Raw genomic sequence first — 12,252 nt, 5'->3', positions numbered from 1 at the left:
GCATGTTCGTACCGTGGGGTAACCCCGAATCTTCGTCGAATATGATTGTGCTCCAATACTTCTCGAACTATTCGGACAAATTGACGAAATTCGAGACTCGAATTGTTTCTGGTGACAACATCATCGAGGTGGTGCATGATTGGTGCCGCAGGGAGTTATGAGCCGATGAAGGCTCGTTTCAGGGGACACGCGTTCGAGTCAGGGGGATTCGAAACGTGCTCCTCCACAGAGAAATCAACGCGCAGGGGGCGTTTGTGCGACGTCGGCGAACAGCCGCGCCCGTCGCCCCCTCGCACAGCGAGGAGATCAGCATGACCAGCACCATCGAACCCAGCTCGCAGATCGCTGCCGGCGGAAACAAGCTCCGCGGACGCGTCGCCTTCGTCACCGGCGGCACGCGCGGCATCGGTGCGGCGATCAGCCGCAGCCTGGCGAGCCAGGGCGCCACCGTCGCCGCAGGCTACGGACGCAACACCGCCCAGGCGGATCAGTTCCTCGCAGACCTGAACGAGACGGGCCGCAAGGACGTCCGTTACTCGGTGCACCGCGGTGACGTCGCGAACGCCGACGACTGCCGACGCACCGTCGACGAGGTCATCGAAACGCACGGCCGTCTCGACATCCTGATCAACAACGCCGGCATCACCATCGACCGCACGGTGCTGAAGATGCAGGACGAGGACTGGGACACCGTCATCGGCGTGAACCTCTCGGGTGCGTTCTACCTGGCGCAGGCCGCACTGCGCCACATGCTCGAGCGTGGCACCGGACGCATCGTCAACGTCTCCTCCGTCATCGGCGAGACCGGCAACATCGGCCAGGCCAACTACGCGGCATCGAAGGCCGGCCTGTTCGGTCTCACCAAGACCCTCGCCAAGGAAGCGGCCTTCTACCTGGCCAAGAACGACAAACTGGACCCGAACGGCATCGGCGTCACCGTCAACACCGTCACCCCGGGCTTCGTCGCCACCGAGATGGTCGAGGCCATCCCCGAGAAGGTTCTCGCACGCATCACCGACACCATCCCCGTGAAACGACTGGCCGACCCGCAGGAGATCGCCCGGGTCGTGCACTTCCTCGCCGCGGACGCCTCCTCGTACATCACCGGTCAGGTATGGGGCGTCAACGGCGGCCTGGACATGTGATCCGGTCTCCCCACCCACTACTTCGAATCGAACGGTCCCCTCGCACATGCAGCCATTCGAGCTCAATCGGCACGGCCGAATTGTCTTCCCCTCCAATTTCGTTCCCGAACTCGACTTCTCCACGCTGAGCAGCGTCGACCACCTCGACGCCGTCATCCGACGTGACTTCGACACCAAGGCACCCACGGTCTCGGAGATCCTCTCCCGGCACGAACTGGGCAAGTACGCCTCGAAGTTCGAGATCATGCGGGACATGGCCCTGAACGTCTTCTGGGCCGACCGATTCCCGCTGATGATGTTCGAGCGGCGCGTCATTCGCTGGGGCGACGTTCCCCGCAACCGCGACGACGTCTACATGCCTCGTCTGACTCCCTGGCCCGAGGCCGAAGAGCGGCTGGGGGCGGTCGAGGAGGCCTACCGCGCTCTCCCCCGCGCATGGGACAGTGCCGCCGAGGACCGCATCTTCGATCGACTCTTCGCGGTCTTCGGTTCGCGTCGTCACTTCGCCGGCGACCTGCCCACGGTCAAACCGACCGTGCCACAGCTGATCTCCGATCCGGAGAACATCACCCTGCGTGTTCGCCACTACGATCCGAACCACCCCGTCTTCGGATACGACGAGATCCTCGACTGTCACGAGGACGTCGCCGAACTCGAGGCACTGAGCCGCTGGTCGATGGTTCTGCACAACCAGCAGCCCTGGGACGGAAGCGAAACCGAACTCGTCCGGGTCGCGGACCTGAAGGACGACGACTACGTCGTGGCCTCCCATCCGCGCAATCGCGAGGTCCAGCGGTTCATCAACCGGGTCATGTCGGGCAAGACCCGTAAGGCCACCTCGTACACGCGGCACGAACCGGTGGCACCGTCTGCGCCCTACCCGGCCGTCGACGTGCGCTCGGAGTTCGCGATCGCACCCCGCATCGATGCGATCGCGGTCGCGCACGGCGACCAGGTGTGCACCAACGAGGACCTGATCCGTAACACCGCCTACAACTGGTCGCCCATGTCGGCCGACGAGATCACGGCCAAGACCGGGATCGAGCAGCGCCGGTACACCTCGGGAACCTTCGAGGACCTGGCCCTGACGGCGGCGAAGCAGGCGATCACCCACGCCGGAGTCGGCCCGCAGGACATCGGCGCGGTCATCACCTGCACGTGCACGAGCGGTCGGCTGATCCCGTCGCTGGCCACGTGGATCTCGGGCGAACTGGGCATCGGGCAGACCCATGCCTCGTTCGACCTGATCGCGGCGTGCGCGGGAATGCCCTACGGCCTGGCCGAGGCGACCCGCATCCTGCAGCAGGTCAAGCGCCCCGTCCTCGTGGTGTGCGTCGAGAAGTTCTCGGACAAGATCGGCACCGTCCGGCCGTCCCGGATGATCTTCGGTGACGGCGCCGCGGCGATGGTCATCTCTCCGGCCGCCGAGGGCGAGGCACCCGATCTCGAGTTCTTCAACAGCTACGCGAGCGGCCCGACGAGCGAGGTCAACTCGATCATCTGGCCGAACCCGGACTTCGACAACTTCATCACGGTCTACGGACCCGAGGTGAAGACGCTCGCCGGTCGTTATCTGGCGCAGATGCTCGACGAGATCAAGGCCCTCCCGTCTCCCGACGACGCCGAGCGTTCGCTGCTCGACGACATCGATCTCATCGTTCCCCATCAGGCGAACAAGACGATGGTCATCGAGCTCGCCGCGAACGCCGGACTCTCGGCCGACCGGTTGTACTTCAACATCGAGAAGGTCGGCAACACGTCGTCGGCGAGCATCCCACTCGCGATCCACGACGCCGTCCGCGAGGGGGTCATCACCGAACCGGTGCGCATCTTCGCTCCCGGCTTCGGCGCCGGAGCGGTGGCGGGGTACACCGTCATGCGGATCGACCCGAAGGTGGTCGTGGCGTTCGAGGAGACCGACGCCGGCTGAGCCGGCAGATGGACCGACGCCGGCTGAGCCCGGCGTACGACGGACTTCCGGGCCGTCCCCCGGCAGGCCCGGAGTACATCGGCCCGTTCGCGACATCCGGTCGCGAGCGGGCCGATCGTCGTCTGCGACCGGGCGACGTAACACCCGCGCCGTCCAGGCCGACATTTCGATCGGATCCGGCAAATCGGATCCGGACGAAGTACAGAAAGGCCTCGCGCATGAAGTTCCGCCGCATCGTCGCTGCGACGCTGGGGTGTGTGGCCCTGACGGTCACCGCACCCTCGACCGCCACCGCCTTCCCTCTCGTGGACCTGCTCCCGAAGGGCATCGCCGATCTCGTTCCGAGCGGATCGTTCAATCCGTTCGCTCCGCCGCCGGCACCTCCGGCACCTCCGGCTCCCCCGTCCCCGCCGGCACCTCAGGCCGGCCCGGCTCCGCAGGTGGCACCGGCTCCCCCGGCTCCCCGTCCGGCTCCGTCCGCACCGAGCGGCGGGTTCAAGAACTGCACCGAGGCCTGGAACGCGGGCGCTGCTCCGGTCCACCGCAACGACCCCGGATACGCACCGCGCCTCGACCGCGACAACGACGGGATCGGCTGCGAGCGCGATCCGCGCTGATCGGTCCGTCCCGTAAAAGAGCCTTCGTCGTTCGTACGTGCGGAGACCTCAGAGCCAGCGCGGCGACGTGAGTTCTCCGCCGGTGACGCCGACGGCTCCGCGACCGACCGCATCCTCACCACCGGACGCATGTGGGGCGACCTGTGGCACCTCGACGGTGCCGGTCGCGAGGCCCGCAACGAGCTGTTCCGTACCCGCGACACCTCGAGCTACAAGTACACCGACTGGCTCCGGGGCTACAGCTCCGACCGCAACCGCTGAGCACTCACACAGCGCCGCAGAGCAATTCGTCCCGTTCCGGACAATGCCGTCCCCGATCACCGATCGGGGGCGGCATTCGCCGTATATACGTCGTTCGTCCCGCACCGAAAGGTACCGGAGCGACCGCGACCAGCACATACTGAAAATATGACCGCGTCACGGCAGGCGTCGGCGCTCCGCAGCGAGGTTCGGGACATCGCACTCGGAACCGCCGACCCGGTCGAGTTCCGGCACGCCGTCCTCGACACGATCCGGCGGCGTATCCACTACGACATCGGATGCATCGCTCTCGTCGATCCGGCGAGCATGTTGTTCACGTCCGTGACCATGCTCGGCGCCGACGCCCCGCCCGGTCGTGCCGCGAAGACGGTGGCACACATCGAGTACGGCACGTCGCGCTTCGCGAACACCTACCGCAAGCTCGCCCGGACGCGCACCGGTGTCCAGACGATCCGCGAGGCGATCGACTGCGACATCCGCGATTCCCTGCCCTACAGCGAGATCCTCGAACCGCAGGGGATGGACGACGAGGTGCGCCTCGTCTTCCGAGGCCGTGACGGGCGCGTCTGGGGCGGCGGCACTCTCATGCGCGGCCCCGGCCGACGCTTCGACGCCGACGACGTGGCGGCACTCGCGGGATGCGTGGGCGAGATCAGCGACGGACTGCGGTTGTCGTTGCTCCGCGAATCCCCTCGACTCGCGGCGGACGCATCGCCCGGCGGTTCCGGTCCCGCAGTCGTGGTCGTGGGCGCGGACAACGAGATCGAATCGGCCACTCCCCAGGCGGGGGAGTATCTGGAGCGACTCGGTGCCGAAGGTTCCTTCATGCTCCCCGCGGTGGTCGTCGCCGTCCGCTTCCGCTACGAGGGGGCTGCCGCGCGCGTCGTCCGTGCCCGTACGGAGGACGGTCAGTGGCTCGTCCTGCGGGCCGGGTTGCTCGACGGCCGAGGAGAATCGGCCCGGATCGTCGTCGCGATCGAACCGGCGCAGCCCGGTCAGCTCGTGGCTCTGACCGCTGCCCTTCACGGTCTCACCGAACGGGAGACCGATGTCCTCGCCCGCGTTCTCGCGGGCGAGACACGCACCGAGATCGCACGTGGACTGTTCATCAGTCCGTACACCGCACAGGACCACTTGAAGAGCATCTATGCGAAGACGGGTGTGAACAGTCGCCAGGAACTCGTCGCACGACTGTTCTTCACGCACTGCCTCCCCCGGGTCGGTACGGAGATCGGGCCGGACGGGTGGTTCGTCGAGAAGCCGGCGCCGACGAACGTCCCGGTCGGTGCACATCGGAAGAGGTGAACCGTGGCACGCATCCTGATCGTCACCCTGGAGGGCGGCGGGAACTACTCGCCCGAAGCAGCGCTCGGATGCGAGTTGCACCGCCGCGGACATCACGTTCGGGTTCTCGGTCACGAATCGCAACGGAAGGTCGAGGAGGATGCCGGCCTCGTCTTCTGCGGCTACCGGCACTCGCCGACCTGGACCCCGCACGTAGAACTGAGCACCCCGAAAGTGCTGACCATGGCCTACGCCATGATGACCGCCCCCGCCGTCGCACGGGATGTGGAGGACGAGATCGCCGGGGAGCCGACCGATCTGGTGATCGTCGATTGCATGCTGTTCAACGCCCAGGACGCTGCGGCGCGCACCGGGGTGCCGTACGTGGTGCTGTTCCATTCCTTCTTCGCCGCATTCGACGGCGCCTTCCGGCACGGACCGTTCGGGATCGGTTCGCGACTACGCGGCCTGGGTCCGAAGCGACTGTGGGAACAGGCCGACATGCGACTCGTGTGCTCGGACCGAGTGCTCGACCCGGCCGCGCGATGGCGCACGGACGGCTCGCTGACCTGGACCGGTGCGATCCACGACGCGAAGGCCGCGGCGGTCGGTCGAACACCGCCGCGCGTGCTGGTCAGTCTGAGCACCGCCGGCTTCCCGGGTCAGCGCCGCACTTACCAGAACATCTTCGACGCCACCGCGGAGATGGACGCGGAGTTCGTCGTCACGACCGGGCCGGCGATCGACCCTACCGGGTTGCGCGTACCATCCAATGCGACCGTCCACCGGTACGTCCCGCACCACGAGCTGATGCCGACCTGTTCGGCGGTCGTCGGGCACGGCGGGCACGCGACGGCCTTCCGGTCTCTCGCGCACGGACTTCCGATACTAATCATGCCCATGTCGGCGGTGACGGATCAGGCGATCATCGGTCGTGAGGTCGCGAAGGCGGGTGCGGGCATCCGTCTGCGGAAGACCGCTTCGCCCGAGCAGATACGCGCGGCCTTGGAGAGGCTGCTGACCGACGACGGTTATCGCACGGCAGCAGCAGAACTCGGCGCCCGTCTCCGAACCGTCGATGGTGCGTCGGCTGCGGCCGACCGGGTGTTGACGCTCGTCGACCACTGACGAACACGCGAAGGACCGGCACCTGTCCGGTGGTGCCGGTCCTTCGCATCACCCTTCGACCGCATCTCCCTCCTCCAGAAGCTGTTTCGCGTGTTCGAGGTTGTTCCGCACATCGCGCGCGTACAGTTTCTCCACGACCGGCTGGGTGAACTTGCCAAAGAGGTTCCCGACGTCCTCGGTGTCCTGGTGGACGGTGACGCGGGTTCCCGTCTCCACCGACTCGAAGCGATAGACGGTCTCGTACCGGATCGGGCTCTTCACGCTGCGGCGGTGCTGGGCTCTGCCGGGCTCGACGCGGGCCAGTTCCTCGGTGAGTTCGATTCGCCGTCCGGCAACCTTGACGGTGGCGCGCGAGACGGATCCCTCCTTGCCGCCCTCACCCGAGATGCAGTGACTGTTCCTGCTGTACCGCAATGGTTCTCATGGAGGTGCGCGTCAGGATGCCTGGCGCGGGACCATCCCTCCGAGGGCGATGTCGTATTCCTGCGCCTGCTCGTCGAATCCGACGCTGTAGACGGTGGGATACCAGGCCGAGTGCTGATAGGCGGCCGGCAACTTGATCTGTTCGCGGATGGTGGGACGGGTCAGCAGCCACTCCCGCGTGATCATGGGCTCCATGAAGGTGTAGTCGCCGTCCCACGAACCGTTGACGAACGTCTCGGTGAAGTTGTAAACGCCCGGAACCATTCCTTCCGTGATGTCGAGCCAGTGCACACCCATGAACGGCACCGCGAGTTGCGATGCGAGCATCCCCGGCGGGGTCACGTAGTCGCCGGGCATGTACTTCGGGTCCGGGAGTCGTTCCGCGCGAGCGGCGTAATCCGGTGCGGTCGGGTCGATTGCTTCGATAGCCGCCATGTCGGTCATATAGAAGTGCATGTCGAAATGGGGCTTCCCGAACAGCACGGTCGGATCGTGTCCGCGTGGGTTCCAGTTCAGCATGACGTGGTCGAACACCGTGTCGGATGCCTGAACGGGCAGGTGCAGCATGTACATCTCGTCGGCATCGGGCAGTCCGTCGAGGGCCGCCGGCGAGAAGCGGATACCGACGGCGGTCGGGGCCCCGTTCGCATCGACGGTGGCGTACGCACGCGCGGTTCCGTCACCGACGCTCACGGCCTGACCGAAGTGCAGGTGGGCAGGTGTGGGCACCGCCGACGCCACGCCGCCGACCGCCACGGCGACGCACGCGGCGAGGAGCACTGCGATGGAACGAGATGATCGATGTTTCTTCATGGTGATATCCGATCGCCGAGGGTTCTCGGTGAACCTCTCCATTCCGTGGGTCCAGTCTCGACCGGTGTTCGTCACCCCGGCCATCCCTCATTCGGGGGATTTCGCCGAGCGATCCGACAGAAGAGCTCGTCCTCACAGCGTCGCGGCATATACTCGCCGGACTGCAGACAGACGTCACGATCCGCGGAGAACAGAGAGCGGCCCTTGAGTATTCGCAACCTTCGCGTCGCGGTGGTCGGTGGGGGAATCATCGGTGCCGCGACCGCCCGGCGACTCGCCCTCACGGACGCCGACGTCACTCTGTTCGAGAAGGAGGACCGGCTCGCCGCGCATCAGACGGGGCACAACAGCGGTGTCGTCCACGCCGGCCTCTACTACACACCCGGCAGCCTCAAGGCCCGGTTGTGCAGGCGTGGGGTGGAGTTGTTGCAGACGTTCACCACGGACAAGGGCCTGCCTTACGACGAGTGCGGCAAGGTCGTCGTCGCCCTCGACGAATCGGACCTCGGCCGGCTCGACGCGATCTTCTCGCGGGCCACGGCGAACGGGGTCCCCGGCATCAGACGCATCGGCGGCGACGAGATCACCGCGATCGAACCGCACGCCGTCGGGATCGCGGCCCTGCACTCCCCGCACACGGCGATCATCGATTTCGTCGCCGTCACCCGCGCGCTCGCGGACGACGTCGTCGCCGCGGGCGGCACGGTGCAGACCGGTACCGCCGTGACGGCGATCCGTGAGGCGGGCGAGCAGGTCGTCGTCGACATCCCGGGCGATCAACTGGCCTTCGACCTGGTGATCACGTGCGCGGGACTGCAGTCCGACCGCCTCGCCCACACCTCGGGTGACACCCGCGACCCGCGGATCGTCCCGTTCCTCGGCGACTATCTGCTACTCGAACCCGACGCGGCGGCGAAGGTGCGCGGGTTGATCTATCCGGTGCCCGATCCCCGCTATCCGTTCCTCGGTGTGCATCTCACCCGGCGGATAGACGGTGAGGTGATGGTGGGACCCAACGCCTTCCTCTCCCCCGGCCGCGAGGCCTATCGCGGCGGGCGCGGATCGTGGCGGGATCTGCGCGATGCCGTCGCCTGGCCCGGTTTCTGGCGGTTCGCCGCCCACAACCTGCCCGCAGCGGGCCGGGAACTGCGCACCGCGAGCAGCACTCGGCGGTTCGTCGCCGATGCGGCCGCGTACATGCCCGGGCTGACCGTCGACGACGTGCGGCCGGGTCCGCGCGGCATCCGCGCCCAGGCGATGAACTCCGACGGAGGTCTCGAGGACGACTTCGTCGTCACCGGGCACGGACGGGTCGTGCACCTGCGCAACGCCCCGTCGCCCGGGGCCACCTCGTCGATGGCGATCGCGGAGTATCTCGTCGACCACGCACTCGAACGCATCGCCTGATCGGGTCACCCGGCGGCGGACGTCATGGTTCGCGGTGACCGGTTCCGGGCATGCTGCATGGGAAACACTTCATCGTCAGGAGGTCTCCATGGCACGAATCGCACTCTTCGGAGGACACGGCAAGGTCGCGTTGCATCTCGAGCGGCTGCTGGCCGATGCCGGTCACGAGACCAGCGCATTCATCCGCAATCCCGATCACGCCGACGATGTCCGCGCTGCCGGTGGCACGCCCGTCGTCGCCGACGTCGAGAAGATGGACATCGCCGAGATCACCGAGCTGCTGCGCGGCCACGACGCGGTGGTCTGGTCTGCAGGCGCGGGTGGAGGGAATCCCGAACGCACCTACGCGGTGGACCGCGACGCGGCGATCGCCTCGATGACCGCCGCGCAGGAGGCCGGGGTCCGCCGGTACGTGATGGTGTCGTACTTCGGGGCCCGCCCCGACCACGGCGTCCCCGAGGACAACAGCTTCTATGCCTATGCCGAGGCCAAGTCGGCCGCGGACACCCATCTGCGGGGTACCGACCTCGACTGGACGATCCTCGGTCCGAGCGCGTTGACCCTCGACCCGCCCACCGGCCGCATCGAGATCGAGGGGCACGGGGCGAGCGACAAGGGGCAGGTCTCGCGCGCCGACGTCGCGGCCGTCGCCGCAGCGGTGCTCGAGCGACCGGAGACGGTGGGACGCACCATCGAGTTCAACAACGGTGACGTCCCGATCGACGAGGCACTCGACGCGCTGAGGTAGCTCCCCGCGCAGCAGTCCGCCCCCGGTAGCAGGGGTGATCGGGGCGGACATACGAGCGATGTGATCGCTCAGGCCTGCGGGGCGAGTTCCTCCACGCGCAGCGGCGACGTGTCCGCGGCGGCCGCGATGGCCTCCTCGAACTGCCGGCGGTCGACCTGCGAGCCGAGCACCAGCGCGGGTCGCGCCAGGAAGCCCTCGCGGTCGTCCTCAGGGGCCTGGTCCAGGGTGATCGCCAGGCCGAGCCAGACGTTCTCACGACGCTGGTCGTCCTCGGTGACCTGCTCGGCAGGCCGGGCCCGAGCACGGCGAATCCGGTTCCGCGCGTCGTTCAGCGACGTCTCGAGTCCCGGTTCGAGATCGAGGTCGTAGAGGAAGGCCACGTCGAGGTCGTGCGAGTCGAGCAGCATCCGCAAACGGTTCTGGGTGTCCTCGCGGAAGTCGATGTCGGCGCGAGGGAGAGATAACACCCCACCGCCACCGGACCGACGATGTCGCCCGCCTCCGACCGCGCGTCGCTCTCGAGTTCGCTCGCGTGGTGCAGCAGCATCTTCGCCCGCTCGAGCACCGTGTGACCGGTCGGTGTGAGCTTGACGCCTTGGGCGCGCTGCCGGACGAGGAACTTGACCGCGAGGGCCTTCTGGTCGGTGATCGCAGACGAGAGCGAGTTGCCTCATCGTGTACGTGGGCACCGCGTCCGTCCTGGGCATGGTAGTCCCGAGTCGAGAGCGCTCACACGAACCGGAAGAGCGGCGGGATCGCGACGACCGCCAGTGCCGCCCACCCGCAGTAGACGGGCAGGTAGCGCATCTGCCACCGCTCGACCGCCGCGAAACCCGTGCGGCCCCGCAGGAACGAGATGCCGAGCCACGCCGCCCACACGAGGTTCACCAGGAGGACGAGGTTCAGACCGAGGGCGGTGACCTTGTTGGCGGTGAAGCCGAACTCGGCGATGCGGGTGGCCATCGCGGTGAGCATCAGCAGGTCGACGGCGAGCGCCGCGGCGATCAGCATCACCTGCAGCAGATCGAAGACGTCCGGTGCGGCGTGCGGGTCGCGGGCGGAGATCGAGTAGAGCAGAAGTCCGAGGACGAGCACGAGGATCAGGTCCATGAGGATCAGCAGGCCCCGGTCGACGTCGACGACGCTGTGGGACGCGATCACCGCGACGAACAGCGCGACCAGCATGAGGATCGTGACGGGCGTGAAGACCCGGGTGAGAACGGGAGCGATGTTCTCCACGACCTGCTGCTTCGCCTCGACGAGCCAGGCCGCGACGACGATCGCTCCGGCCGGCCCGAACGGGACGATCCACTGTTCGAAGAACGGTTCGATATCGATCCCCAGGGCGCTGAAGGCACCCGCGGTCAGCCCCATGAGCACGCCGCCGCCGAGCGCGAGCAGCGCCAGGTACACGGCGAACTCCCCGGTGAAGCGCACGAAGTCCATGCGACGGCGATGGGATCGCCACTGCCCTGCGACATAGGCCGCACCGACGACGAACCACAGGACCACCGGGGCGTGGATCGCCGCGATGATCTCGGTGGCGCCGCCCGGTTCGAACGGGAAGACGTTGAGCACGATCGCCACGAGGACGAACGGAACGGCAAGGAGCGCACTGCTCTTCGGACTCATCTGACGCTTCCATGCGAAATACAGCGTGAGGAAGGGCAGCATGAGCACGGCGGCGTTGCGCACCAGTGCGTTATCGGAGAGCCACTCGAATCCGGCCCGGACGGCCAGACCGGCACCGAGCGCGCAGGCGAGGACGACCGGGAGTTCCCTACGGCGACGCGGGGTTCCGGACTCCTCACCGCGACCGCCACCGGTGAGGACGAGCTGCTTCCACAGCCGGTCGGAGTGTTCCTGGGCGAACTCGCGGGAGACCTCGTCGAGACCACCCATCCGGCCGACCGCGACGAGGAATGCCTCGTCGGCCGTCAGTCCGACCGACACAAGGTCCGAGATCTGTTCCCGCAGATGATCTTCCATCTCGTCGATGTCCGAGGACGAGATGACCCGATGGTCGGCGACGTAGATGCGCCAGCCGGCGATCCGGTCCTCGAGATGTGCGTCGAGTGTCATCACGACCACCCCGGCGCGACGGCGGGAGGCAACTGGGCCGACTGCCACACCTGGTGCAGGGCCTCTGCGACGACCGTCCACTGCGCCGCCCGTTCGGTGAGGACTTCCCGGCCCGCGTCGGTGATGGCGTAGTGCTTGCGGCGCCGCCCGTTGTCGGCGACACGCCAGGTGGCGGACACGTGCCCCGCCCGCTCGAGACGGTGCAGGAGGGGATAGAGCATCCCGTCGGTCCACTGCATCCGGCCCTGCGACAGCTCGTTGACGCGTTTGATGATCGCATACCCGTACGACTCGCCCTCGGCGAGGATGCCGAGCACGAGCGGGGTGGCGGACGCGGCCACCAGATCCTTCTCGATGAACATGTCGTCCTCATACCTAGAGGTTCTATGGATAACGGTGACCCTAGCAGATCTA

Annotated in this window: 11 protein-coding genes and 2 pseudogenes; 8 read left to right on the top strand and 5 right to left on the bottom strand. The window is 67.1% G+C overall.

What is annotated here, in order from left to right:
* Positions 1 to 311 precede the first annotated feature (311 nt).
* From NVV99_RS13350 to NVV99_RS13325, 6 genes and pseudogenes are all read left to right on the top strand, one after another.
* Positions 312 to 1,145, top strand: coding sequence for a 3-oxoacyl-ACP reductase family protein (locus NVV99_RS13350; protein WP_024103504.1), 834 nt, complete (start codon positions 312 to 314; stop codon positions 1,143 to 1,145).
* A 46-nt stretch (positions 1,146 to 1,191) separates the two neighbouring features.
* Complete coding sequence (locus NVV99_RS13345; RefSeq protein ID WP_260782897.1) at positions 1,192 to 3,075, top strand: ketoacyl-ACP synthase III; 1,884 nt, start codon at positions 1,192 to 1,194, stop codon at positions 3,073 to 3,075.
* Between the two features lie 218 nt (positions 3,076 to 3,293).
* Positions 3,294 to 3,692, top strand: coding sequence for an excalibur calcium-binding domain-containing protein (locus NVV99_RS13340; protein WP_260782896.1), 399 nt, complete (start codon positions 3,294 to 3,296; stop codon positions 3,690 to 3,692).
* 94 nt (positions 3,693 to 3,786) lie between these two features.
* Positions 3,787 to 3,953: pseudogene (locus NVV99_RS13335) on the top strand (3-hydroxybenzoate 6-hydroxylase); the annotation flags it as partial.
* Between the two features lie 147 nt (positions 3,954 to 4,100).
* Entirely contained in the window at positions 4,101 to 5,258 is a 1,158-nt protein-coding gene (locus tag NVV99_RS13330) for a LuxR family transcriptional regulator (protein ID WP_260782895.1), read from the top strand.
* 3 nt (positions 5,259 to 5,261) lie between these two features.
* Entirely contained in the window at positions 5,262 to 6,365 is a 1,104-nt protein-coding gene (locus tag NVV99_RS13325) for a glycosyltransferase (protein WP_260782894.1), read from the top strand.
* A gap of 48 nt (positions 6,366 to 6,413) precedes the next feature.
* Here the strand turns inward: NVV99_RS13325 and NVV99_RS13320 are convergent, their stop codons facing one another.
* Together NVV99_RS13320 and NVV99_RS13315 are read right to left on the bottom strand one after the other, a co-directional pair.
* Positions 6,414 to 6,779, bottom strand: a complete 366-nt coding sequence (locus NVV99_RS13320) for an SRPBCC family protein (RefSeq protein ID WP_260782893.1) — start codon at positions 6,777 to 6,779, stop codon at positions 6,414 to 6,416.
* 21 nt (positions 6,780 to 6,800) lie between these two features.
* Entirely contained in the window at positions 6,801 to 7,601 is an 801-nt protein-coding gene (locus NVV99_RS13315) for a DUF5602 domain-containing protein (RefSeq protein ID WP_260782892.1), read from the bottom strand.
* Between the two features lie 210 nt (positions 7,602 to 7,811).
* Here NVV99_RS13315 and lhgO point away from each other — a divergent pair, with 210 nt between their 5' ends.
* Positions 7,812 to 9,008, top strand: a complete 1,197-nt coding sequence (lhgO, locus tag NVV99_RS13310) for an L-2-hydroxyglutarate oxidase (RefSeq protein WP_260782900.1) — start codon at positions 7,812 to 7,814, stop codon at positions 9,006 to 9,008.
* A gap of 88 nt (positions 9,009 to 9,096) precedes the next feature.
* A complete protein-coding gene (locus NVV99_RS13305) occupies positions 9,097 to 9,756 on the top strand; it encodes an SDR family oxidoreductase (protein WP_006553946.1) in 660 nt (219 codons plus the stop codon).
* Between the two features lie 68 nt (positions 9,757 to 9,824).
* Here NVV99_RS13305 and NVV99_RS13300 read toward each other — a convergent pair.
* The 3 genes and pseudogenes from NVV99_RS13300 to NVV99_RS13285 all read right to left on the bottom strand — a co-directional run.
* Positions 9,825 to 10,031 (bottom strand): annotated as a pseudogene (locus NVV99_RS13300) (aromatic ring hydroxylase); the annotation flags it as partial.
* Between the two features lie 454 nt (positions 10,032 to 10,485).
* Positions 10,486 to 11,838, bottom strand: coding sequence for a permease prefix domain 1-containing protein (locus NVV99_RS13290; RefSeq protein WP_260782891.1), 1,353 nt, complete (start codon positions 11,836 to 11,838; stop codon positions 10,486 to 10,488).
* A complete protein-coding gene (locus NVV99_RS13285; RefSeq protein WP_024103494.1) occupies positions 11,838 to 12,200 on the bottom strand; it encodes a PadR family transcriptional regulator in 363 nt (120 codons plus the stop codon). The genes NVV99_RS13290 and NVV99_RS13285 overlap by 1 nt, the downstream gene beginning before the upstream one ends.
* Positions 12,201 to 12,252 lie beyond the last annotated feature (52 nt).

It is taken from the genome of Rhodococcus sp. PAE-6, from assembly GCF_025290685.1.
Lineage (GTDB): Bacteria > Actinomycetota > Actinomycetes > Mycobacteriales > Mycobacteriaceae > Rhodococcus > Rhodococcus pyridinivorans.
Note: the sequence above shows the minus strand (reverse complement) of the source record. Positions and strands in the feature narration are given on the sequence as shown.